At 36.6% G+C, this 25,798-nt stretch carries 29 protein-coding genes and 1 pseudogene; 15 read left to right on the top strand and 15 right to left on the bottom strand.

Annotation, left to right across the window (positions count from 1 at the left end; genetic code table 11):
* Nucleotides 1–2: 2 nt before the first annotated feature.
* Genes HZR84_03955 through HZR84_03935 form a run of 5 tightly spaced genes read right to left on the bottom strand, consistent with a single transcriptional unit; the run spans nucleotide 3 to nucleotide 5,031 of the window.
* Nucleotides 3–2,018: a WG repeat-containing protein gene (locus tag HZR84_03955; GenBank protein QNL21126.1), complete on the bottom strand. Its 2,016-nt coding sequence runs from the start codon at nucleotides 2,016–2,018 to the stop codon at nucleotides 3–5.
* 49 nt (nucleotides 2,019–2,067) lie between these two features.
* Nucleotides 2,068–3,609 (bottom strand): DUF814 domain-containing protein, encoded by a 1,542-nt coding sequence (locus tag HZR84_03950; GenBank protein ID QNL21125.1) that lies wholly within the window; start codon nucleotides 3,607–3,609, stop codon nucleotides 2,068–2,070.
* Between the two features lie 9 nt (nucleotides 3,610–3,618).
* A complete protein-coding gene (locus tag HZR84_03945) occupies nucleotides 3,619–4,380 on the bottom strand; it encodes an MBL fold metallo-hydrolase (protein ID QNL21124.1) in 762 nt (253 codons plus the stop codon).
* Nucleotides 4,377–4,652: a hypothetical protein gene (locus HZR84_03940; protein ID QNL21123.1), complete on the bottom strand. Its 276-nt coding sequence runs from the start codon at nucleotides 4,650–4,652 to the stop codon at nucleotides 4,377–4,379. Before HZR84_03940 ends, HZR84_03945 begins: the two co-directional genes overlap by 4 nt.
* 1 nt (nucleotide 4,653) lies before the next feature.
* A complete protein-coding gene (locus HZR84_03935) occupies nucleotides 4,654–5,031 on the bottom strand; it encodes a response regulator (GenBank protein ID QNL21122.1) in 378 nt (125 codons plus the stop codon).
* A gap of 111 nt (nucleotides 5,032–5,142) precedes the next feature.
* On the opposite strand from HZR84_03935, the gene miaA reads away from it, so the two are divergent.
* The 3 genes from miaA to HZR84_03920 are packed head-to-tail and all read left to right on the top strand — an operon-like array spanning nucleotide 5,143 to nucleotide 7,150.
* On the top strand, nucleotides 5,143–6,039 hold the full coding sequence (gene miaA, locus HZR84_03930; protein ID QNL23181.1) for a tRNA (adenosine(37)-N6)-dimethylallyltransferase MiaA: 897 nt from the start codon (nucleotides 5,143–5,145) through the stop codon (nucleotides 6,037–6,039).
* Nucleotides 6,026–6,352 (top strand): Rieske 2Fe-2S domain-containing protein, encoded by a 327-nt coding sequence (locus HZR84_03925; protein ID QNL21121.1) that lies wholly within the window; start codon nucleotides 6,026–6,028, stop codon nucleotides 6,350–6,352. Before miaA ends, HZR84_03925 begins: the two co-directional genes overlap by 14 nt.
* A gap of 24 nt (nucleotides 6,353–6,376) precedes the next feature.
* Nucleotides 6,377–7,150: a 1-acyl-sn-glycerol-3-phosphate acyltransferase gene (locus HZR84_03920; GenBank protein ID QNL21120.1), complete on the top strand. Its 774-nt coding sequence runs from the start codon at nucleotides 6,377–6,379 to the stop codon at nucleotides 7,148–7,150.
* Nucleotides 7,151–7,155: 5 nt separating this feature from the next.
* Here HZR84_03920 and HZR84_03915 read toward each other — a convergent pair whose 3' ends face one another.
* Nucleotides 7,156–7,386 carry a hypothetical protein gene (locus tag HZR84_03915; GenBank protein ID QNL21119.1) on the bottom strand — a complete coding sequence of 77 codons (231 nt, stop codon included), beginning with the start codon at nucleotides 7,384–7,386 and terminating at the stop codon, nucleotides 7,156–7,158.
* A gap of 31 nt (nucleotides 7,387–7,417) precedes the next feature.
* Nucleotides 7,418–8,002 carry a nitroreductase gene (locus tag HZR84_03910; GenBank protein QNL21118.1) on the bottom strand — a complete coding sequence of 195 codons (585 nt, stop codon included), beginning with the start codon at nucleotides 8,000–8,002 and terminating at the stop codon, nucleotides 7,418–7,420.
* Nucleotides 8,003–8,110: 108 nt separating this feature from the next.
* Between HZR84_03910 and HZR84_03905 the strand changes: the two genes are divergently transcribed.
* From HZR84_03905 to HZR84_03885, 5 genes are read left to right on the top strand one after another with little or no spacing between them, the layout of a single operon-like run.
* A complete protein-coding gene (locus HZR84_03905) occupies nucleotides 8,111–10,123 on the top strand; it encodes a BatA domain-containing protein (protein ID QNL21117.1) in 2,013 nt (670 codons plus the stop codon).
* A 1-nt stretch (nucleotide 10,124) separates the two neighbouring features.
* Nucleotides 10,125–11,390 carry a dihydroorotase gene (gene pyrC, locus HZR84_03900; GenBank protein QNL21116.1) on the top strand — a complete coding sequence of 422 codons (1,266 nt, stop codon included), beginning with the start codon at nucleotides 10,125–10,127 and terminating at the stop codon, nucleotides 11,388–11,390.
* Nucleotides 11,377–11,970 (top strand): hypothetical protein, encoded by a 594-nt coding sequence (locus tag HZR84_03895; protein QNL21115.1) that lies wholly within the window; start codon nucleotides 11,377–11,379, stop codon nucleotides 11,968–11,970. The genes pyrC and HZR84_03895 overlap by 14 nt, the downstream gene beginning before the upstream one ends.
* On the top strand, nucleotides 11,960–12,478 hold the full coding sequence (locus tag HZR84_03890) for a DUF4199 domain-containing protein (GenBank protein QNL21114.1): 519 nt from the start codon (nucleotides 11,960–11,962) through the stop codon (nucleotides 12,476–12,478). The genes HZR84_03895 and HZR84_03890 overlap by 11 nt, the downstream gene beginning before the upstream one ends.
* A gap of 11 nt (nucleotides 12,479–12,489) precedes the next feature.
* A complete protein-coding gene (locus tag HZR84_03885; protein ID QNL21113.1) occupies nucleotides 12,490–13,449 on the top strand; it encodes a glycosyltransferase family 2 protein in 960 nt (319 codons plus the stop codon).
* Here HZR84_03885 and HZR84_03880 read toward each other — a convergent pair.
* Together HZR84_03880 and HZR84_03875 are read right to left on the bottom strand one after the other, a co-directional pair.
* Nucleotides 13,446–14,213: a class I SAM-dependent methyltransferase gene (locus HZR84_03880; protein QNL21112.1), complete on the bottom strand. Its 768-nt coding sequence runs from the start codon at nucleotides 14,211–14,213 to the stop codon at nucleotides 13,446–13,448. The two genes, HZR84_03885 and HZR84_03880, sit on opposite strands and share 4 nt — an antisense overlap.
* A 57-nt stretch (nucleotides 14,214–14,270) precedes the next feature.
* Nucleotides 14,271–14,852 carry a pseudouridine synthase gene (locus HZR84_03875; protein QNL21111.1) on the bottom strand — a complete coding sequence of 194 codons (582 nt, stop codon included), beginning with the start codon at nucleotides 14,850–14,852 and terminating at the stop codon, nucleotides 14,271–14,273.
* A gap of 133 nt (nucleotides 14,853–14,985) precedes the next feature.
* Here HZR84_03875 and HZR84_03870 point away from each other — a divergent pair, with 133 nt between their 5' ends.
* Nucleotides 14,986–15,402, top strand: coding sequence for a hypothetical protein (locus tag HZR84_03870; protein QNL21110.1), 417 nt, complete (start codon nucleotides 14,986–14,988; stop codon nucleotides 15,400–15,402).
* A 4-nt stretch (nucleotides 15,403–15,406) separates the two neighbouring features.
* Here the strand turns inward: HZR84_03870 and HZR84_03865 are convergent, their stop codons facing one another.
* Entirely contained in the window at nucleotides 15,407–15,652 is a 246-nt protein-coding gene (locus HZR84_03865; protein QNL21109.1) for a hypothetical protein, read from the bottom strand.
* 81 nt (nucleotides 15,653–15,733) lie between these two features.
* Here HZR84_03865 and HZR84_03860 point away from each other — a divergent pair.
* Nucleotides 15,734–16,086 (top strand): annotated as a pseudogene (locus HZR84_03860) (DUF3127 domain-containing protein).
* Here HZR84_03860 and HZR84_03855 read toward each other — a convergent pair.
* Nucleotides 16,083–16,346, bottom strand: coding sequence for a hypothetical protein (locus tag HZR84_03855; protein QNL21108.1), 264 nt, complete (start codon nucleotides 16,344–16,346; stop codon nucleotides 16,083–16,085). The pseudogene HZR84_03860 and the gene HZR84_03855 overlap by 4 nt on opposite strands.
* Before the next feature lie 164 nt (nucleotides 16,347–16,510).
* Here HZR84_03855 and HZR84_03850 point away from each other — a divergent pair, with 164 nt between their 5' ends.
* Nucleotides 16,511–17,584, top strand: coding sequence for an endonuclease (locus HZR84_03850; GenBank protein ID QNL21107.1), 1,074 nt, complete (start codon nucleotides 16,511–16,513; stop codon nucleotides 17,582–17,584).
* A gap of 15 nt (nucleotides 17,585–17,599) precedes the next feature.
* Here the strand turns inward: HZR84_03850 and HZR84_03845 are convergent, their stop codons facing one another.
* Nucleotides 17,600–19,996 carry a TonB-dependent receptor gene (locus HZR84_03845; protein ID QNL21106.1) on the bottom strand — a complete coding sequence of 799 codons (2,397 nt, stop codon included), beginning with the start codon at nucleotides 19,994–19,996 and terminating at the stop codon, nucleotides 17,600–17,602.
* Between the two features lie 236 nt (nucleotides 19,997–20,232).
* Between HZR84_03845 and HZR84_03840 the strand changes: the two genes are divergently transcribed.
* A complete protein-coding gene (locus HZR84_03840; protein ID QNL21105.1) occupies nucleotides 20,233–20,646 on the top strand; it encodes an OsmC family protein in 414 nt (137 codons plus the stop codon).
* A gap of 124 nt (nucleotides 20,647–20,770) precedes the next feature.
* Here HZR84_03840 and HZR84_03835 read toward each other — a convergent pair whose 3' ends face one another.
* A complete protein-coding gene (locus HZR84_03835; protein QNL21104.1) occupies nucleotides 20,771–20,941 on the bottom strand; it encodes a hypothetical protein in 171 nt (56 codons plus the stop codon).
* A 39-nt stretch (nucleotides 20,942–20,980) separates the two neighbouring features.
* Nucleotides 20,981–22,314, bottom strand: a protein-coding gene (locus tag HZR84_03830) for an IS3 family transposase (GenBank protein QNL21103.1) whose coding sequence is annotated in 2 segments (ribosomal slippage) — nucleotides 20,981–21,873 and nucleotides 21,873–22,314 — 1,335 coding nt in all. Because the reading frame shifts where the segments join, the coding sequence is not laid out codon by codon here.
* A gap of 131 nt (nucleotides 22,315–22,445) precedes the next feature.
* Between HZR84_03830 and HZR84_03825 the strand changes: the two genes are divergently transcribed.
* From HZR84_03825 to HZR84_03815, 3 genes are read left to right on the top strand one after another with little or no spacing between them, the layout of a single operon-like run.
* The gene (locus HZR84_03825) at nucleotides 22,446–23,201 is read left to right on the top strand and encodes a hypothetical protein (GenBank protein ID QNL21102.1); all 756 of its coding nucleotides are present in this window, start codon (nucleotides 22,446–22,448) and stop codon (nucleotides 23,199–23,201) included.
* Complete coding sequence (locus HZR84_03820) at nucleotides 23,198–23,989, top strand: hypothetical protein (GenBank protein QNL21101.1); 792 nt, start codon at nucleotides 23,198–23,200, stop codon at nucleotides 23,987–23,989. The genes HZR84_03825 and HZR84_03820 overlap by 4 nt, the downstream gene beginning before the upstream one ends.
* Nucleotides 23,990–23,994: 5 nt before the next feature.
* Entirely contained in the window at nucleotides 23,995–25,032 is a 1,038-nt protein-coding gene (locus tag HZR84_03815; GenBank protein ID QNL21100.1) for a hypothetical protein, read from the top strand.
* Here the strand turns inward: HZR84_03815 and HZR84_03810 are convergent.
* Nucleotides 24,920–25,786 (bottom strand): DDE-type integrase/transposase/recombinase, encoded by an 867-nt coding sequence (locus HZR84_03810; protein QNL21099.1) that lies wholly within the window; start codon nucleotides 25,784–25,786, stop codon nucleotides 24,920–24,922. The two genes, HZR84_03815 and HZR84_03810, sit on opposite strands and share 113 nt — an antisense overlap.
* Between the last annotated feature and the right edge of the window lie 12 nt (nucleotides 25,787–25,798).

The raw sequence follows: 25,798 nt of genomic DNA, 5'->3' as shown, positions 1-25,798 counted from the left end.
AATTAATCAAAAGGCAAATACACGCTTAATTTGCCATTGGAATTCACATGGTATTGTTTTGAATTGGATTGGAGTAATTCCAATCCATTTTTGTTCAGAATCGAATCAAATTTGATATTGCTGAGTGACCGGCCTTCACGATCAAACAATAACCATTGATTTGATTTTTTAATGGCCAGATTTCGGGAATTTAGTATTTTATATTCCTGAGGGTTTTTTGCAATTATTTTGGATTGATAATCCAGCCAAATCAATCCATTTTCTGTATTCACAATTACACTTTTGTCAAAAACATTCACGAACTCCTTTATTGTTAGACTTTTATCAATAACCAGATTGCCATTTTCCTTAAAAACTTCCCAAATACCATCGCTCTCTAATGCGAAGTGCTTGTCCGTAAGAAATTGAATATTATCATAATCCCTATCCAGAATTTCTTTGCCTTTCACATCCATTAAGCCCCATTTCCCTTTTTGCCTAATAGCAAAAAAATTTGAGCTACTCATTACAAATATGGAATCAATTTTATCTTCATATATTAAATCTCCGTCTGCCTGATACAAGTACTGCTTTTTCTCGTCTTTAACAATAAATAGTTTGCCTTGTCTGATTATTGGATAAGAACTGTTAAGGATAACCTTGTTCTTTTCATCAACCAATACATAGTCGTCTTTTTTAGCTATAAAGAGATTATTTCTATAGCCGGGCTGCCATTCCAGATTGCTGTATTCAACAGGAATAAGAGAATTTTCACTTATATCTATTAATCCAAAATTATCAGCTTTTTCAACCATGATTTTTTCATTTGAAATGAATTCAATTGAGGAATATTCCGGGTCAATTAAATAGATTGAGTTCTCAAAATCATAAACAGCCCATTTCCCCTCTTTTTTTACACGGCATGAATTGATATTATCTTTAAAATTAATATCAGAAAATTTTTCCGATTCTGCTTTTTCGGGCAATAGAAACCATTGGTTATTATTTTTTGCAAAAAGCTTTCCACTATTATAAAGCAATGAATCCATTCCGGCAAAAAGCACTTGGCCCTCCCGGTTTATCAATGACCATTTATTAGCTTTCTTAACCATAGCACCGGTTGCAAAAAAGTCTGTAACCATATCGTACAATGAATCATTGACGGGAAATAGATTTTCCGTAATAAAGAACCATTTGCCTGATTTCTTTAGGGCAAGTCTTCCGTAATGATAGCTTTTAATGCTGTCGTATTCGAGGCTCAGTATTTCTCTGCCGGAAGCTGTAATTAATCCCCATTGCTCCCCCAACCTAACTTTCGCCAGCCCATTACCTGCAGACAAAATCTCGTGATACGGGTTTTTAAGGATGGATTCTCCTTTTAGATTAATGATATCAAAGAGGCGATTCCGGAATCTCAATTTTATAAACTGCGTGCTTACTTTTTGCGCATTGACGATCTCTTCCGGAATTTTAAACTGACAGTTTTTGTGATTGATGATTGCAAAATAACTGTCATTGGAAACCAGGCTCAGCGTATCGGAAAGCAGTTTTACCATAGTAAATTCCTTCTCACATATTATTTGCCCATCGACTTCATCTAGAATTTTCCATTTTCCATTTTTTTTGACCCATGCATTGGAATGCCAGATACTGGCCCTTTTATAATCATCAAAAGCGATTTTTGTGAGTTCCGTACCCGATGAATCCCATAGATGCCAGCCTTCGGCGTCTTTAGCCCAAATTCTGCCAAAACTAAAAAAGCTCAGTTCTTCAAATTTTGGGGGCACCACTTCCTTGCCTTCACAATTGATCATTCCATAGAAGTCGCCAAATCTCACTTTGGCAAATCGATTTTCAAAAGGCGAAACTTCAAAATATTTTGGCTTTATTTTCCAATTGTCAAAGAGGTCAACAAAACCCATTTTACCATTGCTCATAAATCGTCTGGGAAGCAGATCATCCGGACAGCTGGAGCTCTGTGCAACTGTGCTTATGAGAACACAAATGTTTAGCAGTAATAATAAAAACAGTTTTTTCATAATTAATACTATCACCCTTTAAGCTAAGAATTTGTAATGAGATATTGAATTAAGGCAAGCCGGGCTTTACGATCAGAACATCGTATTTATCTACAAATACCTGTCCTGAAGCGAGGCCTTTTCCTTTTCTTACGTATTTTCTTTCCGTATAAATGACAGGGAAAAGCGTATCGTTTTTACCCTTGGAGTACCAAGCAGCAATGGAAGCGGCTTGTTCGAGTACATCGGAAGGAATCTTTGTGTTTTTGTCTTTTCTAATGATCAAATGCGAACCGGACACGTCCTTGGCATGCATCCAGATATCGTTTTTTTTTGCAAATTTTGTCGTCAACTCATCGTTGTTTTTAGCATTTTTCCCGACATAGATTACAAAGTCTTTAATTTTGAATTCTTTAAACTTCGAACCTTCATTGGAGCTATTCCCGTTTGATTTTGGACTCCTCTTTTTTAACCATTCCCTGATCAGTTTTGGATTATCGAGATTCTGAATTTCATTAATATGGGATTCTATTTTTTCCAGTTCGGCATTATTTTTCTCAATGCTCTTTTCCAGATTTCTTATCTCTATACTTTTGTTTTTTGACTTCTTATAGAGTGATTCAGCGTATTTCTGTGCACTCATTCCTTTTTTAATTTTAAGAGCTTTATTGCGCTCATTATAAAAATCAAAGACTTCTGCTACATCTTTACCATCATTAAAAAGATGAAGATTGGCCATAATTAGATTGGCCTCTTCCTCCCAGTCATTATTGTTTTGCAAACGGTTTAGCCTATTATTCATTTTCCCCAATGACTTTGACAACTTGCTGCCTTTGGCTCTTAGTTCTTTCAAAATTTGACTTTTGTGCTGATTGACAAATCTATTTTTACTTTCGAGACCCGAATAAGTATTGACAGCTTCTAAAAGATCAGAAAATTCTCTTGCTTCATTTTGTAATTTCAATTGATGTAAATGCCAGGTGGCATTTTGCTGAAAAAGATAAATCTTCTTTTCTTCCAATTTGGATAATAAATCATTCAGAATTCTATGTTGAGAATCTAAAGAAGCCTCAAAAAAATTCTGATCCATAAGATGGGAGATGGCTATTTTATCCAAAATGGGATAAGCTGCTTTTAAGCTTTTAAGTGTTTCTATCTTTTCATTTGGCAAGCCATAAAATTTACCATCAGGAATTTTAAATGCATAATCCTTTTTGATATCCGTACGGAAGAGAGTCGTTTTATCCGCCTCTTTTAAAATTAAATTAGATCTTCCGGCATGTAGTTTGAAGATAAGTTGAGTTTTATTATCCAATTCAAAATGAAAACTGCGTTCTCCCATATGCATATTGATTGCCACAATTTTTACATCAATGATTTCGGGGAAGAGATCTAGACTATTTCTTTTTGCACGATTGTAGTCATTCAAAAATCGCATGTGAGGGAAAGAGGGGTCAAAATTCAATATCCAATAAAAATCCTGTGCCTCCTTTTGATAAAAGCCAATGATGATCTCATTCTTGTTTTGAGTAAATACTTCTCCAATTTTTAAAGAATGAAGTCTTTTGATCAGTATTTCTGATAGCCATTTAATTGTGAAATAGTTCCACATAAGAAAATTTTAAGCTTCCAGTTTTAAACCATCGTAAGCAAGAAACATATTTTCAGGTAAATCTTTTTCGACTTCCTCATGCAATCCCATCCAATGACTGATATGCGTGAAATAAGCTTTTTCAGCTTTGAGATCCTTAGCCAGGGCTATGGCTTCTTTTAAATTCAAATGCGAGTAATGCTCTTTTTGGTGAAGGGCGTTTAAGACCAGCACCTTGGAACCTCTGATTTTTTTTCTTTCCTTCTCTGAAATGGTTTTGGCATCGGTAATATAAGTAATATCACCAAAGCGAAATCCGAATACCGGAAGTTTCATGTGCATGACTTCAATGGGAATGATTTCGGTATTTCCTATAGTAAAAGATTTGTTTTCAATTTCCTCCACCTTTATCCTTGGTATTCCCGGATAGGGAAGGTTTTCAAAAATATAAGCAAATTCTCTTTTGAGCTGTTCAATTACTTCTTTGCGCGCATATACCGGCATGTCTTTTTTCTGCAGAAAATTAAATGAGCGAATGTCATCCATGCCCGCGGTGTGGTCTTTATGCTCATGTGTGAAAAGAAGGGCATCCATTTTGCGGATTCTTTCTCTTAATACTTGTTGACGGAAATCGGGGCCAGAATCTACGATAATGCTGGTATCCCCATCTTCGATATGAACTGAGCTGCGGAGCCGGTCGTCTCTAAAATCCAGAGATCGGCATACCTTACAATCGCAACCAATAACGGGAACGCCCTGTGATGTGCCTGTGCCTAAAAAGGTGAGTTTCAAACTTCGAGCTCTGTTTGTCTTAATTTTTGATATAAACTCCGATTCTTTTCGCTGAGTTTTTTTGGATCTACTTCTATTTCCTTGAGTATTTCAATCAGACAGGATATTTTCCCCTCAAGGGCATAATATTTATTGACAATGATCATTTTGGAATCTTTGATAAGACAATAGCCCGATTTGAAATTGCCTTTTTCGTACCGAAGCGTGTATTCGGTTTCTGAAATAAGATCTTCAAGTTTGTTGAGGCTGTGTTTTGTATTAGCTAAAATCATCTTAGTTCAAAGTACTGGAAATTTTTTGTGCCATTTGATCGAAATCAATTGGTTTTTGAATCAGATCATTGATGCCAATGGCCTGATACTCTTCTACACTTAAATTTTTGTCATTTCCCGACAAAGCTATGATCGGAATATTTTTAATCCGCTTGTCGTTGTGATCCCGGATATGTTTAGCACATGTAATCCCATCCATTTTTGGCATATTTATATCCATGAGAATGAGATCAAAATTTTCTTTTTCCATTTTGCTTAAAAGTTCTTTTCCATTTTTTACACCAAGTACCTTGTAATTCATGTTTTCCAGAACTTTGGATACCACATTCAAAACGATATTTGAATCTTCGGCAATTAAAATCTTTTTTTGGATGGTCATAATTGTTTCCGAACCTTGGAAATTACAAAACTCGAATTTAAGTATATTAACTAAGTCTTCGATTCTTTTTTCAAATTTGTCATTTAAAAAATCCTTTTGGACAAAACTTTAATAGTCATACAAGGGCCTACTGCTGTAGGCAAAACTTCTATTGCCATTAATTTGGCGAGACAATTAAATACGGATATTATTAATGCTGATTCAAGACAGGTTTACCGTGAAATGAAAATTGGCACAGCTCCTCCTACGAAGGAAGAGCAAAAAGCCGTGAAACATCATTTGCTTGCCCATAAAAGTATTTTAGATAAATACAATGCCGAAATGTTTGCTGCCGAAGCCAGGGCTGTATTGAATGAATTATTCCAAAAAAATTCAACCCTAATTCTTTGCGGTGGTTCGGGTTTCTACGTTCAGGCGCTTTTACAAACCATGGATGAAATACCTGATATTCCGGAAAAACTCAGAAATCAGGTCAATGAAGAAGTAAAAAAAAATGGACTTTCAAATATGCTCAATGAACTCAAGGAAAAAGATCTTGAATATTACAGTTATGTTGATAAAAACAACCCACAAAGAGTTATTAGAGCCATCGAAGTCATACGACATACCGGACTTGCTTTTTCATCTTTTCATAGCAATAATGCCTCTCAGTTGCCATATAATATTTTAAATTTTGCAATTACAAGAGAACGAGAACATCTTTATTCGAGAATAAATCAGCGTGTTGATAAAATGATTGAGGCAGGTTTGGAAGAGGAGGCAAAACGATTGAAGGATCAAAAGGAATTAAATGCATTGCAAACAGTTGGTTATTCGGAATTTTATGAATATTTAGATGGGAAGATTGACAGAGGAAATTGCATTGAATTAATTAAGCGCAATACCAGGCGATTTGCAAAAAGACAACTGACCTGGTTAAGACGTTTTGATGATTTAATCTGGATAAATGTTGATAAAGAGAAGGATGCTATAAAAATTATATTAAATCAGATAAATGGCCTGGCTTAAACTATTTGACGATTTTAAAGAATTAAAAAAAAGATTTGGTGATAAATCGCCAATTCTCCTCAAAATCGGAGAACAAAAAATTTGTTTGGTTTTTTACAATGAAGAAATTTTTGCCTTTGACAATAAATGCCCGCATAATGGAGCGCCTCTTCACCGGGGCCATTGCAATAATAATATGGAAATAGTTTGTCCCCTTCATTTCTACGAATTCAATCTCAAAAGTGGTAGGGAAGGATTTGGAAGACAATTTGAATTAAATACCTATCCGGTGAAAGTGGATAAATCTGCGCTTTATATAAGAATCAAGGATTAGTATTACTTTTGCCCTGCGATTGACATGAAACTACGAGACCCCTTCGGTAATTTCTATTTTATAAAAGCCATCCTTGTCTTCCTTGTCGGATGGATGAGCTGGCCCGGTTTCGATTTGGTCAACAAATTGAATTACAAGGGTTTAAAAAATTTAAAGGGCCTCCCTAAAAAAGGTGTTCTGTTTGTTTCCAATCATCAAACCTATTATGCCGATGTTGTTGCCATAAATCACGGATTTCATAAAGCAAGAGGTAATAAAGACAAAAGGCGCATGGGGATCCCCTTTTATTTATTTTGGCCGATTGTCAGGACTTATTATGTTGCCGCAAAGGAAACCATGACCGAAAGTGGTTTTTTACCAAAAGTATTTTCTTATGGCGGTGGAATTCTCGTGAAACGCACCTGGAGAGAAAAAGGAAAGGAAATTAGCAGAAACGTGGACATGAGTGATCAGAATAAAATAGCAAAGGCTTTGAGTGGGGGATGGATTGTAACTTTTCCTCAGGGTACTACCAAGCCTTATTCGCCATTAAGAAAGGGCACTGCGCATATTATAAAAGATAATAACCCTATTGTCGTTCCCGTAACTGTAGATGGATTTAGAAGGGGTTTTAATAAAAAAGGCTTGTTCTTTAAGAAAAAAGGAATTGAATTAAAAGTTGAATTCAAAGAACCCATTCGATTCGAGGAATATGAAACACCTGAGAATATTCTGGCGAAAATTGCCAGGGAAATAGGACAGGATCACGTTCCTTTATCTATTGTGCTTAAAGAAGGCGATGATTATCAAAAATCTTAAATCGTTCAATTGATTCGACTATCGGGTTTTTGTATAATTCTCAGCATAAACTCGTGCTTATCACCGTCCTTATCCTTTGTTCGTATTATTAGGTCCGGGTTATCGGATGCAAGATCTTTCACAACTTCGGTAATTTGACTTTCATCGAGTTTTGCGGAAATTTCATCTTTAAGGTCAAAAATGATATTGGTAATTTCCACTTCCAGCGGGCTGGGGTTGTAATTTTTTGTAATCATTTAAGTATTTTTTGATATCACAATATAGGAATTAGCTTATCCACTTTACAAAATCTTCATAAGGTTTTCTTATGCCTTTGGGCCATTTTTCAATTTTCAATTCACCAATAAAGAAAAAACCCATCAATTTGTCATTTTCTTCAAGGTCAAAAAATGCTTTAGCCTCTTCAAAATAGGTTATTCCACCTGTGCCCCAATAGGCTCCAAGGCCATAAGCAGAAGTAGTCAGATGCATGTTTTGTACGGCACAAGCCACCGAAGCAATTTCTTCTATTTCCGGCACACTTTTTTTTATATCTCTTTTCATGCCAATGGCAATAACATGCGAAGCCATCAATGGCTTTTGATTGAGTTTTTCGTATTTCTCTTTATCGAAATTACCATTTTCGGTACTTTTCTTTTTGTACAACTCGCTTTGAAAATGAGCCAGTTTTTGAAGGCCATCTCCTGAAAACACCGTAAATCGCCAGGGATAGGTTCTTTTATGCGATGGAGCCCAATTCGCATTTTCAAGAATTTCACGAACTATGGCATCATCTACTTTTTTATTACTGTATTGCGCGGGATAAAGACTTCTGCGCTCTTTGATGTATTCACTTATAAATTTTGACTGCATTTATTTATAATTTTTGCTTTTGACTGATTAACAAAGAAAAATGGTTTTAATTCAACAATACTTATTATAATTTCACGTCGTTGGAAATACAGAGAGGTTGAATATATTATGAATTTTCTTTATCCCCAGTTTCTCTGGGCACTTGCAGCTATCAGCATTCCCATAATAATTCACCTATTTAATTTCCAGAGGCCAAAAAAGATTTTTTTCTCCAATGTAAGTCTGCTTGAGAGTGTAAAAACTCAAACAGCATCAGTCCAGAATATAAAACATTATCTCGTACTTCTCAGCAGGATTCTCTTTCTGTTATTTTTAGTCCTGGCATTTGCTCAACCTTTTCTGCCCGCTTCAAAAGAAAGCGCCAACACGGAGAAAAGAGTAAAGGTATTTTATCTGGATAATTCGTATAGCATGCAGGAGGAAAAGGATGCCAATACACTTTTGGAGGAAGGGGTGGCAGGATTGGAAGCGCTTTCGGACATAATCGGGAATAACGAAGATGTGTATTTCCTCGATAATAATTTTAATGTCAAGGACATGTTTCCCTATACCAAAGCAAAATTTTACGACAGATTGGCGGAGATCAATGAATCCTATATTCCGAGAACTTTTGATGAGGTATTGCGTCGAATTGATCAAATTGAACACAAAGGGCCAAAGGAAATATTTTTCATCTCTGATTTGCAAAAATCTACGCTTGGAGATCCCGAAAACATTATTCTTGATTCAAATAATATTTATCATCTTATTCCGGTTCAAAATAACAATAATGCCAACGTATCAATTGATTCGGCCTGGCTGGACAATCCTTTTATTTTTGGCAGGCAGGAAAATAATATTCATGTACGTTTAAATTATGACGGAGATGAAAGTATTGAAAATTTCCCGGTAAAACTGTTTATCAATGAAAAGCAGGCTGCGGCGAGCAATACCAACCTTACAGCTAATGGAAATTCTGAATTGCAATTCTCAATTCGAAATACAGAGGAGGACGAAAGTCTTGGCCGAATTAAAATCAATGACAGCCCGGTATTTTTTGACAACGAATACTATTTTGTTTTAAAGTCTTTAAGTAATATATCGGTTCTGGTTGTATCGAAGGAGGAAAATCAATATTTCAAGGCTTTATATCAAACCGAAGAGTTTTTCAATTACAGCTTTATGGCTATAACCAATCCCGATTTCAATTTATTGCGTTCTGCAGATTTTATCGTGGTTGATGCGCTTGATGAATACCCCGATTTTTTTATCAGTATTCTTAATGAGCATATAAAGGAAAATGGACATGTATTATTTATATCAGGTAAAGAAAATAACAATTTGAAGAATGTACTTGAAGAATTTGGTATCCGAAATATTTCCGTACTCGAGAATGACAAGCCACAAACAATCGCGGATCCTGATTTGAACAACCCTTTCTTTGAAGGTGTATTTGAAAGATTTGAGAAAAATACGGATATGCCCGATGCTATTCCAAAACTGGATATTAGAAATATGGACCTTGTTCATTTGAAATTTAAAGATGGAAAAGCTTTTCTCGGTGAAAAATCTTATGGAAAAGGAAAAGTTTTTGTGATTACGGGAGACATACAGAAAGGGAGAAGTAATTTTTTCAGACATTCTATTTTTGTACCAGTTATGTACAAAGTCAGTACGTCTTTTATTGGAAAATCTTCCACTCGACTTGCTTATAATTTTGGTGAAAAATCAATCCTTTGGAAAATGCAACGGACAAATCAAGGAGAGTCAGCTATAAAATTGAGAAATGAATCCTTTGAAATTATCCCGGAACAGAGACCGGTTCCGGAAGGAACAAAATTTGATTTACCCGCTGAAAAGCTGGAGCAGGGTTTTTATCAATTGGTGATCGATGATAGTGTTTTGGGAACTATTGCAATCAATACAGATAAGGAAGAGTCGGATTTAAATTCATATGAAGCCCCTGAATTAAAAGAAAAAATTAAAGGCGGAGATGCTATTAACCTAAATGATGATGGGGAAATAAGAGAGTTTGCGGGAGAGTATAAGGAATCGCATTTTGGTACGCCGCTATGGAAATATTTCTTAATTTGCTCTCTGTTATTCCTAGTTGCAGAAGTATTGTTATTGAGATACCTCTAATATGAAATACGCCATAAATAATGTCACTATTCTCGATCAGGGTTCTGATTATCACCAGCAAAAAATCTCTTTGCTAATTGAAAATGGCAAAATCAAACAAATTTCAAAAAAGGAATTAAAAGCATCCAAATCTTTTGATGGTGATGATCTCTATTTGAGCAAAGGCTGGACCGATCTGAGAGTTCATTTAAAAGATCCGGGATTTGAGCAGGATGAGAAATTAGAATATTTAATGGAATCTGCCTCCAGAGGTGGTTTTACCTCTATTTTAACACTGCCGAACACCGACCCCGTTGTCGGGCACAAAGATATGGTCAAAAGCCTCTTTAATAGCGCAAAGCCCTATGCGGTAAATATATTACCTTCTGCTGCCCTGAGTAAAAATACAGATGGAGAGGAATTGGCAGAAATGATAGATCTGCATCATGCGGGTGCGGTCGCTTTTACCGATGGCGACAAGGATTTAAAGAACACTGAGCTCCTGGCGCATGCACTGCTCTATGTTCAAAAGTTTGATGGACTGATTATGTGTCATGCCGAAGATTTGGAAATTTCCGAAAACGGCCAGATCAATGAGGGCGAAACAAGTACCCGACTCGGACTAAAAGGAATACCCAATATTGCGGAATCCTCAAGGGTACAGCGAAATCTCGAATTACTTGAACATTATGGCGGTCGTTTGCATTTTGCACATATTTCAACCCCTAAAAGCCTTGAATTAATTAGAGAGGCCAAAAAAAAGAAATTAAAAGTTAGTTGCGATATTGCCGCCCATCATTTAATCATGGATGATTCTTCACTGATGGATTATGACAGTAATTACAAAACCAGACCTCCGCTGAGAACTAAAAAAGATATAGAATTATTTTGGAAAGCATTGAAAGACGACACCATCGATGCCATTGTTTCCGATCACAAGGGCATAAATGAAGAGGGCAAAAATCTCGAATTTGATCTGGCAGATTTTGGAATTATCGGCTTGGAAACATTATTTCCAATGTTATATAAAAAAGCAGATCAGGTTATTGGGCTGGAGAAGTTGATTTACAAAATTACAGATGGCCCCGATTCCATTTTAAAAAGAGCAAGGCCGGCAATAGCAGAAGGTGTAAATGCCGATTTAACCCTATTTTCACTAAATTCAGAATGGCAATTCAATCCTAAAACAGGAGGAGGCAGACCTCAAAACAGTCCTTTGATAGGCCATTCATTTAATTCGCGAATTATTGCCACATTTAATAAAGGAATAGCATTTGTCAACCTCTGATAAGATTAAAAGTGTACTGGCACCCTATCTTTTGATTGGTGGAATAGGAGGTGGAATTGCATTGATTCTAATGTTTGTCCTGGTATACTTCTCAGGATTCAATCCACTGAATTCGGAATTTCTTTTTTGGGATGTAATTCTGCTGGCATTTGCTGTCTTTTTGGCATCATTAAACTATCATATTAAAAATGCATTCAAATCTTATAAAATCCTTCAAACCATCGTACTCAATGCACTGGCTACATTGCTTGGCATTATGATTTACGTTTCATTTATGGGTATGGCTCTTCCCAAAATGGAGGATACAGTCCAGGAATATAAGGATAAATCGATTGTAGAAATTAACAACAATCGAGAAAGTTTTACTGAAAGAGGGTTAAAAGAAAACGAAATTGATATTTACATAAATGATATTGAAGGGAAAACGGCCGGAGATATTAGTGCCGATACTTTACAGAAATTATTTTTGGCGAGTCCTTTTATTGTCTTTATAGCTTTTGTACTTATTTTGCTCATGCATTTTATTATGATATTGAGTAGAGATCGACTAATTAAAAAAAACAATCAAAATGGAAAATGAATTAACAATTAAAAGCCAGGGAATGAAATGGGGATTGATTCTCGGTTTGATGAGCACTATTGTAGGCCTGGTAGTTAACCTTTTTGACCTTTATGCAAACGATGGCATTATTCAACTTGTTAGCCTGGCTTTGGTATTAGGTGCACTTATTTTTGCTTTTCAGGAATATAAAGCAGCCAATGAAGGATTTATGGAATTTGGTGAAGGCTTTGGTATGGGCATGCTTATTCTCGCCATATCCGGTGTTTTTTCAGGCATTTTATCTTATATATACATGAAATTTATCGATACCGGGATTGTAGAAAGAATAAAGGATATTCAATTAACCGAAATGGAAAGTCAGGGCCTCAGCGATGAGCAAATTGACATGGCCATGAGCATGTCGGAATGGGTTATGAATCCTGAAATGATGACGGTAATTGGTTTTGTAGTTAATATTTTTCTCGGGGCAATTATTGCACTTATTGTAGCTGCAATTATGAAAAACAAAAAGCCCGTACAACTTTAAATCCTGTATTATTGGATATTTCTATAGTAATTCCACTTTTAAATGAGGCGGAGTCATTGCCTGAACTTTGTGACTGGATAAAACGGGTGATGAATGAACATCACTATAGCTATGAGGTGATTTTAATCGACGACGGAAGCACCGACAATTCATGGGAAGTGATTGAAAGGCTCTGCCATGAAAATTCAAGTATTAAAGGAATATCCTTCAGAAGAAATTATGGAAAATCGGCAGCGCTAAATGTCGGTTTTGAACATACACTTGGAAAAGTCGTATTTACGATGGATGCCGATCTTCAAGACAGCCCTGATGAGCTTCCTGCCCTTTATAAAATGGTCACTGAAGAGAATTACGATCTTGTTTCAGGATGGAAGAAGAAGAGATACGACCCAATTACCAAAACGGTTCCCACAAAACTGTTCAATGCTGTCACCAGGGGTTTTTCCGGAATTAAACTGCACGATTTTAATTGTGGTTTGAAGGCCTACAAAAAGGAGGTCGTCAAGCAAATTAATGTCTATGGTGAATTACATAGATACATCCCGATGCTGGCAAAATGGAATGGATTCAGCCGCATTGGTGAAAAAGTAGTGGAACACCGGGCCAGGAAATACGGAACAACGAAATTTGGCCTCGAACGATTTATTTTTGGATTTCTCGATCTCCTTTCAGTCACATTCATTACCAAATTCAAAAAACGCCCCATGCATTTCTTTGGCTCATTTGGAATCCTTTCTTTCTTCATAGGATTTCTTATCAGCGCATTTATACTTGGTCGAAAAGTCTACGATGTTTATAAGCACATTCCGGCAAGACCGGTCACCGAGCAACCATTATTTTATTTAGCCCTGGTTGGAATTGTGGTAGGGGTACAATTATTTCTGGCGGGCTATCTCGCTGAATTGATCAGTCTGGATTCTAATAAAAAAGGGGATTATCAGGTTGAGGACATGATCAATTTAAAGGCTTAATTTTTTTTGCAGAAATAGATCATTTCATCGGGTGCGAGAGCAAAACGCTTTACTTTTTCTTCAGGAATCTGTTTGACGTAATCATCCACTTTTACTTCAAAACCTGCAGATTCCAAGCGTTTATTATAATCCGTACCGTAAAGCCTTACATGATCTCTTTGTCCAAAATGCTTTTCTCTATCTGAGGGTTCTATGATATCCCAATTCTCATAGGTTTCGCTTCTGGAAGTATCCAATGGCACTTGCATTATTGCCCAGCCACCCGGTTTTAATACCCTGTATATTTCTTTCATGCAGGCGATGTCATCTTTCACATGTTCCAGGACATGGTTGGCCATCACACAATCAAATTGGTTATCGCCAAAAGGGATGTTGTGAAGATCCATTTTTACTTTGGCCAGCGGAGATACCAGATCGGCCGTTACCCAGTCCAAATTGTTCATTTTTTCAAATCGATCCATAAAACACAATTCCGGAGCCACATGGAGAAATCGGATGTCTTCAGTAAAAAAATTGGTTTTCTCTTTGAGGTAAAGCCATAAAAGTCGATGTCTTTCAAGTGAAAGCGAATCAGGACAAAGGGCATTTTCTCTGGGATTAATTCTGCCATAAGGCAAAAATTTTCTGTAAGTCTTTCCTGAAATTGGACATTCTACATTGTTTCCTCTGTAAAATACCGCCATTATCCTCAAGCCAATATGGCTAAATCGCTGAAGCGTGGTCCGGGGTACAAATCGGATCAAAAAACTGATCAAATACTTCATAATAATCGAATTGGGCTGCAAATGTAGTTTAATCCGATTAATTGAGGAACCCTTATTTTATTCATTTATCTTAAGTTTTCGATAAACTACATTTTTTGATAGCTCAACTTTCTCCCCGGCAGCGAGGTCGTTTAAAGCTATATCTTCAATAGCGATTCGGATCAAACGGAGAACCGGATGGTTAACTGCGGCACACATTTTTCTTAATTGTCGGTTTTTCCCTTCAGAAATGCTGATTTTGTACCATTGACTCGGAATATTTTTTCTAAAACGAATGGGTGGTACTCTTTCCGGAAGGCTGATATCCATTCTTATAATTTCGGCTGGCCTGCTTTTAAACTCTTTGCCTTTAATGTTTAGTTTAAGCCCATTCTTAAAATTCTGTATTTCCTCCTCCGATAAATCTCCTTCTAATTGCGCCAGATAAGTCTTTTTATGATTGAATTGAGGATTGAGAAGCAAGTGATTGAGCTTTTTGTCATCACTGAGAATTAAAAGTCCTTCTGAGTCATAATCAAGACGCCCCAATGGATAAATATTTTTTGGAAAATTAAAATCCTTAAGTGTCTTTTTATCCCCTTCGGGACTGAATTGGCATAAAACGCGAAAAGGTTTATTAAAAATGAAATAACGCACCACTCAAAATACATGACTTATATGAAAAAATAAAATTAACTCTTACAATGCTCTTAAAATGTTTGAAATAAGTCTGATGTAATATTCAATTAATATTCTTAAATTTTTATAGATATGTTATTAACATATTTGTTTTATGCAGAGCAATAGCAAACATAATCTGGTAAATATTGAACAGGCTGCAGGTTTTCCTATTTTAAATGCGAAGGTAATTCAATCAATTTTTGATCTCGGTGATCGTGAATTCGCAGAAAATTTAATTAGTCAATATCTCAAAAAGGCGAAAGATATATGCCATCAAATTCAGGAATTCATAAAGAAAAAGAAAACCTCGGAAATTTATGCTTTAGCCAATGAATTGAGGGATTCATCGCTTTACATCGGAACAGAAAGGGTGGTGGTTATCAGTACTTTTATTTATAAGCATGCAAAAAAGAGAAATATTCCTCCTTTAAAAAATGCGGGTATATTGTTGGCTGAGGTATTGAAAGAAAGCGAAAAGGCCTTGAATTTAATTATCAAAGAAAGATCTGAAACAAAAGTGGGGAAATAATTAATCAGGATATTTTGATTTCCTTATCATAACCTTCAGGACTACTGGAAATCCTGCTACAGGAAATTCTCATAATTCTACTCATTCTCAAATGCATCCAGGCTTCCGCAAAAAAATCTTCAAATTTATAGAGGTACACATTGTATTCACCCTCACTTTTCCATGCAAGGTATTGTGCTTCGGCAGTCAAAAGATCAACCTGTTTATCCAAACTTAATTGCTGAAATTCGAAAAGACTTAGGCTGTGCATCTTTTTAAAATTAGTAAATTTGAATCCCGTTTTAAAAATGGAAGTGATTTAAATAAAAATATAAAAAAATAACAGGCCTTAATGGAAATAGCAGGTAAAGTTGTTCAAAAGTTACAGGAAGAATCAGGACGTCCAAAAATGGTAATCAATGGCGAAAACAAAGCATTGTAATAGAAACCGAAGGCCAATACCCCAAGAAAATATGTTTTACGCTTTGGGGGGATAAGATTGATGAGGCCAACATAACAGAAGGTGATATGATCAGTGCAAAAGTTGATATAGAAAGCCGCGAATATAACGGCCGCTGGTACACCGATGTCAAAGCATGGCAGGTTCAGAAAGCGGGTGAAAATTCAATACCTGATGAATACAATCAGGAGCCGGATGTAAGTTCTTTTGGAGATCAGGAAGGTTCAGATGATTTGCCTTTTTAATTATACAGCTTCTCGGCGATATTAAAGATCATTAATACGATTACAATCAGTCCGATAATTAGAAATATATTCACAAGATTCGCAAAACGGGAAGTGTTTTCTCTTCTTCGATTTCTGATGTCTTCGATTTCCTGGAGGTTTTTATCGCGATTTTCACTGCTCTGATTTTTTCGATCTTGTTGCGCTTCGAATTTTTTTCCGAACAGTTTTGATTTAACCTTTCGCAGTTCTTTATTGGTATAATAATCCCGGGAATCCATTAAATCATCTTTTTTTTTCTACAATATCGGTAATTTGGAGAAATTAAAGAAAAGCCAATAGGCCATAGAATTTCAGATTAAATTAGTCAATTGCGCCTAAATTTATATCGTCTATTAGTCAAGTTTTTTTATTCTTTTGTATTTACCCTTCTTTAAAGGAAGTTATGAGAAAATTATTTTTTGCACTTATCTGCTTTGGTCTTTTTACTAATTCTAAGGCGCAGGACTCTGCTTATTATCACACGGCATTCAATTCTTCAGGAGACACTCTTAAAGCTAATCTTCACAACATCATAAAAGGACATACAACTTTTCCTTATTCGTCTTCTTCCACAGATGTTTGGGATATGCTAAAGCAAAGTGATAAAGATCCTGCTAATCCGAGCAATGTAATTCTAATTTATTCAGGTAGAAGCGTAGATGCAGCACAGGAATTCAACAATGGCAACGGATGGAACCGCGAGCATGTCTGGGCCAAATCAAGAGGAGATTTTGGCAATAATCCTCCTGCAGGTACTGATGCCCATCACCTGAGGCCTAGCGATATAAGTGTAAATGCAGACAGGGATAATAGAAATTTTGATGATTGTATTACTTGCATCGACATCATTGACAACGGTTTTAATACCGGCTCAAAAAAAGATGCCAATCTTTGGACCTTTGAACCAAGAGATGCCGTAAAGGGCGATATCGCCAGGATGATCTTTTATATGGCGGTGCGCTACGAAGGAGATGGTAATGAACCGGATTTAGAATTGAGCAATACATTGCAAAGTCAAAGCTCAAAACAACCCCTTCATGCGGTTTTAAATACCCTATTGAATTGGAATCGACAGGACACAGTGGATGCTTTTGAACGCAACCGAAATCTGGCAATATATAATTTTCAGGGCAACAAAAATCCATTTATTGATCATCCTGAACTGGCTGAATATTTATGGGGTGACAGTCTTGGTATGGTGTGGAAGCCAGAACTTGTTGTAATAGGTTTAGATCAGCAAAATAGAAATGATTTTAGTATTTACCCTAATCCTTCCAGTGGTCATATAACTATCAATTCTAGTCATGATGCAGAGTCAGTAAGAATTTATAATCAAATGGGGAAAGTAGTACTATTCCGAAATACTGATATAAGAAGTCTGCATTTAAACTTAAATGAATTACAAGATGGGCTTTATTTTATTCAGATGAATTTTGAAGGAAATATTGTCAGAAAAAGACTCTTAATTGTGAATTAATAATTTATAATTGTTTTATCGTCGTCTTCCGGAATAGACCATCGCTTCGCCATCGCCAAAGCTATAGCTCAAACCAAGGGTGTAAAATGTTCCTCTTCTTGAATAATTATAAAGATCGAAATCATCCTGAATCAGATTGCTCTCTCTAATTCGTGTTGCAAACATGTCTTGTACTGCTGCATTGATCACCAATTTGCCTTCCATTACTTTTTTTCTCAATCCTGCATTTAAAAAGGCATAGCCCGAAACTGATCCCTGAATTGTTTTGTAAGACGATTGATAATTTCCGGTCAACTCAAGATCAAATTGAGCAGGGAATTTAATTTTGGTGTTTAACCTTGATGACCACTGATCCCCGGTAAAATCAAAACTGCTCACTTCAAAGGTTCCCTTTCTCTGAAAAAAACCATAATTGAAATCACCGTTGAAGGTCAACCATCGTGATGGGCTGTATTTTCCGTTTATTTCCAATCCCGTTTTATGATTTACCCCTATGTTCATTGGCATGGTCACATTCACATTGTTTTCAATAATAGATACACGTTCTACTACATCGGTAGTGTAGAGATAGTAGACGCTAGAATTCAAAGAGAATTTCTCAAAATTAAAGATGGCAGTCAGTTCATAAGAATCTGCGTATTCAGGTAATAGATCGGGATTACCTCTACGGATATTAAAATTGTTTCGAATATTAAAGAAGGGGTTTAAGTCCCAGAGCCGTGGTCTGAAAATACGTTTTGAATATCCGATTTGCAGCGATAGTAATTGTGAAAGTTTATAGGAGGCGTGAAAACTAGGAAAAAAATTGGTGTAGTTCTGATTGTTTTCTTCACCGGTGGTTTCCAAAATAGTTCTCAGATCTGTAATCTCAGGTCTAAGGCCTACTTTTACACCCCATCCGTTTTTCTCATAGGCAATAGTCGTATATATGCCGAGTACCTGCTGTTTCCATAAAAAATTATTGGTGAGACCGGAATCGGGAACAAAGACACCATTTTCAAGATTCCTTACCGTAAAATCATTTCCAACGTCATTATTTTCATAAAGCGCTCCGCTTTCTAAGGTGATATTTTCATTGAGTGGATTGATGTAATCGAGTTTAAATGTATAATCGGATTGATAAAAATCCGTTTCAGTTTGTTGTCGGTTAAAATTTTGAGTTCCGATTATATCGGTATTGGTAAATTCAGAATTGAGCTTTTTTCCAAAGAATCTTCCCAGGGTGCTGAATTGCAATTCATGGTCCTTTTTATTTTTGAATTCGCGTTTGTACTGCAGGTCGTATTGGTATTTGGGATTGCCTGCACTGGTTTCCTCATTTCTTTTGTATTGGCTTACCAAATTTCCTGCATCAAAGATGTAGAAATCCGTTTCCGAAGGTTGAGATTCATCCTCAAAAGCAAAACTTCCTGAAAGAGTGATGGTGTTTTGATCATTAATGTAATAGTCGGAACCAAGGGTGATATTGCTGAATTGTTCATTCCTGAATTCCTGACCATTGCTTTCGATCCTGCTGTTTTCAGCAAAGTTATTATTGATATTTTTCGTAATTGTGGGAATTGACCGGTATCCTACACCAAACTGGGTAAAGAAGTTGAATTTATCCGTTCGCTTGTTGAGACTTCCGCCAATGCTGTGGTTATCAGGTAAACCCGTATTGACAGATACCGATCCGTTAAGGCCTTTTTTCTCTTGTTTTCTCAAAACGATATTGATAATTCCGGATGAGCCTTCAGCCTGATATTTCGCCGAAGGATTGGTGATCACCTCAACTTTTTCAACCATATCGGAAGTAATGCTGTTCAAAGCCTGACTTCCTTCATCCGAAAGTACCGAAGGTTTGCCATTGATCAATAATTGCACACCGGAATTTCCTCTCAGTTTTACATTGCCTTCAAGATCTACACTGACAGAAGGCACATTGTTCAGCAGTTCAAGCGCACCCATACCCGTGCTGCTGATGTCCTGGCCCACATTAAATACGCGTTTATCCAATTGAAATTCCACCGATGATCGCTCGGCCTGAACCACGACCTCATCCAGACTTTTGGAATTGGGCTGAAGTACAATTTCTTTTAAGTCTATAATTTTTTCTGAAGCTGGCAGATCGGAAATGATTTTTTTCTCAAAACCCAGAAAACTTATCTGAACTGAAAAATTGTCTTTTTTCGTCCTGAGCTCAAAGCTTCCATCATCGGCAGTTGTGGTTCCGGAAAAAGGTTTTGAATTGGAATTATCGATAAGTGCGACGGTTGCATAGGGTATTGGCGACCGATTATTGGCTTCTATCACTGTGCCTTTTACGATTATGGGTTTTGCTTCTTGTGCCATGAGCGAGGAGAAGGCCAATGTTGAAAAAATGATGCTTAATTTTATGTTTTTATTTACTCTTCTGAGTAGTTCTTTGTACATAGATAGTGTGATTCTATTTATTTTGAACAGAATAATTCGTCTTTAGATTTATTTCAGCTCAAATTTATATGTATATACATGAATTATAAAAATTCAATTAAACTGATATTTGGATTAGATGATGAAATTTTGGAAAACTTGTGCAAGGTTGAGATTAAATTTTATTTCTACCAGGACTTTTGTAACAAAAGCTGCATTCAGATATCTTGACTTGATTAGATTTATAAAAAAAAGAAATGGAACATAAGGTAAACACAAAATGGACAGAAGGGCTGAGTTTTAAATCGGATGTGAGCGGGTTTAATATAGTAATGGACGCCAAGCCCGAAGTAGGAGGGCAGGATATGGGGCCAAGCCCCAAAAAATTAATGTTGTCTTCCATGACCGGCTGCACAGGTATGGATGTCATATCCTTATTAAAGAAAATGCGACAGGAGGTTACTGATTTTGAAATCGAAGCAGAAGCGAGACAGACCGAGGAGCACCCCAAACATTACGATAAGATTCATATTACCTATAAGTTTAAAGGCAATAATCTCGATGAAGCCAAAATCAGAAAAGCGGTGAATTTATCGCTTGAAAAATACTGCGGTATCAGCTATATGCTCGGGAAGGCTGCGAAGATTGATTATGAAATTGTGATTGAGTAGGTATATTGATTGTATATCATACTCATTAAATCAAAGGAAGAGTGCAGAAATAAAAGAATTCCCCTTAACTAGTCCGTGTATAAGCGTATGGAAAAGCGCCGGAAGTGTGCGGATCTATTCAGATTTAAATTACCCTCTTTTTCAAAAAAGCTTTTCCTGAACCACCTTTAAAATAGCGTTCCAGTTTTAATGCTTTCTTTTTTGAATCCACAGCCAGATATCCCATAAGTTTAAGTGGTCTTTGAAATTTAGTAGAAATAACCTTACCGGCATTGTGTTGCTTGTATGTCTTCAAAGATTTGGGACAAAATGTTAAGAGACAGTTTTCCTGATTTCAAGTTACAATTTTCTGATTCATTTTCTTTCTGTTCTTCATAGTTCTTTGTTTGGTGAGTCTTCTCTGTTTGAGAATCTTTTCACCTAATCCAAAGTACACCTGATATGGAGTTAAGTTGTTGAGTGCTTCATGATACCTGTGATTATTGTACCAGTTCACCCATTCAGCTATTCTTACCTTTAACTCATCTGGACTGTAATACACATCGAGTTTGATGATATTTTTCATCGAGCGATGATAGCGTTCAATCTTACCTTGTGTCTGTGGATGATAGGGCTTGCCATTCACATGGGTAATTTGCTGTGTTTCCAGAAAACTTTTAAGTTCACCGGACTTATAGCATGGACCGTTATCTGATAGAAGTTTTGGTCGATAACTTTTCCCTAATCCTGCTTTCTGAATCGCTGCAATAATGTTTCTTTCCACATCCTTATCGGTCATATTGCTACATAGTTCCCAGTGGATAATATAACGAGAGTAATCATCAAGAATGCTGGACAAGTAATACATTCCCCAACCGATGACTTTCAGATAGGTAAAGTCTGTCTGCCACATTTGATGTACTCTTTTGGTCTTATCTCTGAATGAATCCGATGCTTTCATTACCATGTATGCAGGAGATGTAATCAATCCATGACTCTTAAGAATCCTGTAAACTGTAGATTCTGAGACATACCACCGCTCTTTGTCTGTGATGTGATAAGCAAGCTCCCTTGGAGAGAGTTCGGGCTGCTCCAAAGCTACTTCCACAACTCTTTGCCTCTCCCAGGGCGGTAGCTTGTTCCAGAATCGTTTCTGTTGCTTTGCCCTGCTGGCAAGTCCATCATAGCCTTCTTCAAGGTATCTGCCATACCATTTATAAAAAGTGCTTTTAGGAATACCTAATTCAAAAGGGTTCGAACTACACCTATTTCTGAGCCTTCCACAATGCGGATGATCTCCATTTTCTCTGACTGGCTATATCGCATATATCTGCTGATTTTTATTCCAGTCCTCTCAAACTTTTTCAGAACCTTATTCTTCAAACTCAGCTCTGCTACCAGCTTTTTGAGTTTATCATTCTCTGCTCGAAGTTCCTTTACTTCATCCGTATTAGCTTCTCTTTGGGTGTCTCCCTGCATTCTTTTCTTCGCCGCTTCCATGAAGTCTTTACTCCACTTATAATACTGATTAGGATGGATACTTTCCTTTCTACAGATCTCAGAGATACTCTCTTCTCCTCGCATACCTTCAAGGACAATTCGAATCTTTTCTTCGGCTGAAAATTTTCTTCTGGTTTTTCTTTTCACATCTCTGATCAGAGATGTAGTACTGCTTTTCTTAGCTTTCATTTTTAGATAGATAATAGTTAAACAATTTAATAAAATCTATCTCTTAACTTTAGAACTAATTAGTCCACTTTACTCTGAAGGGATACAATATTTCTGATAACACTTCGCAGAATGGAGGAAGCCAAAATAGAATGGGTACTGTATTTAGAGATTACAGCATTATCAATGATGGTCTATTTAAGATCACTTATTCGGAAGACGGTTCAAATGTTTCAAATTTATTGAGCATGTCAACAGGCCAAACAATAATCAAGACTCCTCTAAAAGTTGAAGGCTCTAGTCTTCTAGAAGGTCTTGCCTGGATGAAGGATGATGCACTTCTGGAGACTGGAAATCTTGTAATCGGCGTAGGAATAGGTGCGCTTAATAATATTACTGATCGAATTCATTTGAATGGCTCTATGGCTATTACAAATAAGAATTATATTGAATTTGGAAAAGGTTTGGAGAAGGATGAAAATGCGGGTAGAATATTCTATAATGAGGAAGATACTCGGCTTGAGATTATTGGAGCAGGAATTGAATTTGGTGAAAGAAATATTTTTCTAAATGATAATGTCATTATTGGTAATAAAAATAATGGCCCACATTCAGATTCCAGACTGTTCGTTGATGGTAAAATCACAGCAAAATATTATATAGCAACACTTGATAACTGGCCAGATTATGTATTTGAGAAGGACTATTATCGAATGCCCTTATATGAATTGAAAGATTTTATTAATAAAAATGGTCACTTGCCAAGTATTCCCTCCGCAGATTATGTGAATTCCAATGGTGTTGACTTAGGTGAACTTAACAAAAAACTACTCGAGAAGGTAGAGGAACTTACACTTTATGTGATAGAACTAAAAGAGCAAATTGATACACTAAACGACAATGAATGAGAATTATAGCTTGTCTATTATTGACCATTTTCATGCTGGGGTGTAATAATTCTGATGATGATCCGGATCTGGTTTGCAATGATCCGACCAATCCAAATTGTCCGAATTTTGATCCTTGCTTTAATAAGTTTCCAACTACCGCGGATTTTTCGATATCTAAACAATTAGGTTTCACTGAGCCGTGGAATGAGGTTTACGTTATAGATACTGTTTTCTTTGGAGGGATAATAAGGTTTCGTGCAATGGATTCTTTGGCTGATACATACAAATGGTATTTAGGAGCCGAAATAATAGAAGGAGGTCCGGAGTTATTTGAAATCGAAAGAAGCTTCTTTGCTCCATTACAACCTGGTATATACAATGCGGCATTAGTGACTTCAAAGACAGCAGATCAGGAGTGTTTTCCAAATGATACCGGGATTGATTCGGTTTTCCGAGAATTCGTTATAAAGGATAATACCTGTGAGGCTTTAGTCATAAATAAGTTCAAAGGGACATTTGATGACGCAATAACAGATACTGTAGTTATAGAATTACTATTCGCATTTAACCGCATTCCTACATGTGATGATGACAAAGCACTACACGCGGTAAACTTCTTCGGGAATCAGGACACAATTTTCTTTAATGGGAGTTTGGTCGGATTCACCAACCGTCGAGTGCAATGGTCTACAAATAATCCAAATTCAGATCCAGTGGGATATTTAGAAATTGACTCCTTGAATAATGTTCGGGCGGAGTATGAATTTATGACTAAAAAAACATTTACTGGTAAAATATTTAATTGAGAATAATGAGAATATTCAATATAACAATACTAATTATTGCCCTATGTGTAAGTACAGCCTTTTCGCAGGGAAACTGTGTAAAAGGAATAAGTACGAACCCGGCTAATCCTATTAACAATGAGTTTCAGGGGCTTATCAATCCCTGGTTAAATACTTCTTTTGAAGTAGCGCCTATAGATGAAAATGGATTTGGTTTTGAGCCTTTAAATATGAACAATACGGCAGGCTGGTCAGTACCAAACTATGTATCCGGAAATTTATTAATGGTTAGTCCGTATGATGATGGTGTTCCGGGACGCCCAGAACTCTATGAAGTAGTACCTTTTGAAGAAAGAGATTTCCATTGGGAGGACGGATGGGAACTACTTTGGGTAGGACTTGGGTACTATCCCAATGGAGAGCCAGTTAATTCTACAAATCCTAACCGCGTTTATTCAACATCACAAAATGTGAAACATCCATCTGTACCATACATAATAATGTATAATAGATACAGAGGAGTAATACGAATCTTTGCCAATATATTAAGTGAATTAACAGCTTATGATCATGTAAATGTCTATTTGGAATTTAACAATACAAGTGGCTTGACATCTCCTGTTTCAGGGCTTTTAAGACATGTCCGCTCTTATGATCAAGCCTTAGATAAAAATACCGTAGGAGTTTCTGCAGTAAGTAATCATGCAAATGCGGGAAATCAAACGAATTGGTTTTCAACTGATATCCAGATAGGATTTGACCCTTGTACATGTTATTTCGGTTCAAAGCTGCGATTGCGTTTCGAAGGTGTAGATGTTTCGGATCTTGTTTTGAAAGGGAGATCCGTGACCATTGAAGATGAATTATTTGATGAGAATGGAGATCCTAAAGATTATGCACAAATAGATTTTCTTAATGTAAGAGACTTCAATAGCGAACCAGCAGGGAACATCATTTATAAGCGCATAGAAGGGATGATTGATGACTGTGATTATTGTACCAGTTCACCCATTCAGCTATTCTTACCTTTAACTCATCTGGACTGTAATACACATCGAGTTTGATGATATTTTTCATCGAGCGATGATAGCGTTCAATCTTACCTTGTGTCTGTGGATGATAGGGCTTGCCATTCACATGGGTAATTTGCTGTGTTTCCAGAAAACTTTTAAGTTCACCGGACTTATAGCATGGACCGTTATCTGATAGAAGTTTTGGTCGATAACTTTTCCCTAATCCTGCTTTCTGAATCGCTGCAATAATGTTTCTTTCCACATCCTTATCGGTCATATTGCTACATAGTTCCCAGTGGATAATATAACGAGAGTAATCATCAAGAATGCTGGACAAGTAATACATTCCCCAACCGATGACTTTCAGATAGGTAAAGTCTGTCTGCCACATTTGATGTACTCTTTTGGTCTTATCTCTGAATGAATCCGATGCTTTCATTACCATGTATGCAGGAGATGTAATCAATCCATGACTCTTAAGAATCCTGTAAACTGTAGATTCTGAGACATACCACCGCTCTTTGTCTGTGATGTGATAAGCAAGCTCCCTTGGAGAGAGTTCGGGCTGCTCCAAAGCTACTTCCACAACTCTTTGCCTCTCCCAGGGCGGTAGCTTGTTCCAGAATCGTTTCTGTTGCTTTGCCCTGCTGGCAAGTCCATCATAGCCTTCTTCAAGGTATCTGCCATACCATTTATAAAAAGTGCTTTTAGGAATACCTAATTCAAAAAGGGTTCGAACTACACCTATTTCTGAGCCTTCCACAATGCGGATGATCTCCATTTTCTCTGACTGGCTATATCGCATATATCTGCTGAT

This window comes from Hyphobacterium sp. CCMP332 (assembly GCA_014323545.1).
In the GTDB taxonomy this organism is placed as follows: domain Bacteria; phylum Bacteroidota; class Bacteroidia; order Cytophagales; family CCMP332; genus CCMP332.
The sequence above is the reverse complement of the archived record's forward strand: the minus strand, read 5'-3'. Positions and strand labels throughout refer to the sequence as shown.

Bases quoted from the DNA above. Each gene is read 5' to 3' on its own strand.
- HZR84_03955 (QNL21126.1), bottom strand. From the start codon at position 2,018: ATGAAAAAACTGTTTTTATTATTACTGCTAAACATTTGTGTTCTCATA.
- HZR84_03950 (QNL21125.1), bottom strand. From the start codon at position 3,609: ATGTGGAACTATTTCACAATTAAATGGCTATCAGAAATACTGATCAAA.
- HZR84_03940 (QNL21123.1), bottom strand. From the start codon at position 4,652: ATGATTTTAGCTAATACAAAACACAGCCTCAACAAACTTGAAGATCTT.
- HZR84_03935 (QNL21122.1), bottom strand. From the start codon at position 5,031: ATGACCATCCAAAAAAAGATTTTAATTGCCGAAGATTCAAATATCGTT.
- HZR84_03925 (QNL21121.1), top strand. From the start codon at position 6,026: ATGGCCTGGCTTAAACTATTTGACGATTTTAAAGAATTAAAAAAAAGA.
- HZR84_03920 (QNL21120.1), top strand. From the start codon at position 6,377: ATGAAACTACGAGACCCCTTCGGTAATTTCTATTTTATAAAAGCCATC.
- HZR84_03915 (QNL21119.1), bottom strand. From the start codon at position 7,386: ATGATTACAAAAAATTACAACCCCAGCCCGCTGGAAGTGGAAATTACC.
- HZR84_03910 (QNL21118.1), bottom strand. From the start codon at position 8,002: ATGCAGTCAAAATTTATAAGTGAATACATCAAAGAGCGCAGAAGTCTT.
- HZR84_03905 (QNL21117.1), top strand. From the start codon at position 8,111: ATGAATTTTCTTTATCCCCAGTTTCTCTGGGCACTTGCAGCTATCAGC.
- pyrC (QNL21116.1), top strand. From the start codon at position 10,125: ATGAAATACGCCATAAATAATGTCACTATTCTCGATCAGGGTTCTGAT.
- HZR84_03890 (QNL21114.1), top strand. From the start codon at position 11,960: ATGGAAAATGAATTAACAATTAAAAGCCAGGGAATGAAATGGGGATTG.
- HZR84_03880 (QNL21112.1), bottom strand. From the start codon at position 14,213: ATGAAGTATTTGATCAGTTTTTTGATCCGATTTGTACCCCGGACCACG.
- HZR84_03870 (QNL21110.1), top strand. From the start codon at position 14,986: ATGCAGAGCAATAGCAAACATAATCTGGTAAATATTGAACAGGCTGCA.
- HZR84_03865 (QNL21109.1), bottom strand. From the start codon at position 15,652: ATGCACAGCCTAAGTCTTTTCGAATTTCAGCAATTAAGTTTGGATAAA.
- HZR84_03855 (QNL21108.1), bottom strand. From the start codon at position 16,346: ATGGATTCCCGGGATTATTATACCAATAAAGAACTGCGAAAGGTTAAA.
- HZR84_03850 (QNL21107.1), top strand. From the start codon at position 16,511: ATGAGAAAATTATTTTTTGCACTTATCTGCTTTGGTCTTTTTACTAAT.
- HZR84_03845 (QNL21106.1), bottom strand. From the start codon at position 19,996: ATGTACAAAGAACTACTCAGAAGAGTAAATAAAAACATAAAATTAAGC.
- HZR84_03840 (QNL21105.1), top strand. From the start codon at position 20,233: ATGGAACATAAGGTAAACACAAAATGGACAGAAGGGCTGAGTTTTAAA.
- HZR84_03825 (QNL21102.1), top strand. From the start codon at position 22,446: ATGGGTACTGTATTTAGAGATTACAGCATTATCAATGATGGTCTATTT.
- HZR84_03820 (QNL21101.1), top strand. From the start codon at position 23,198: ATGAGAATTATAGCTTGTCTATTATTGACCATTTTCATGCTGGGGTGT.
- HZR84_03815 (QNL21100.1), top strand. From the start codon at position 23,995: ATGAGAATATTCAATATAACAATACTAATTATTGCCCTATGTGTAAGT.
- HZR84_03810 (QNL21099.1), bottom strand. From the start codon at position 25,786: ATGCGATATAGCCAGTCAGAGAAAATGGAGATCATCCGCATTGTGGAA.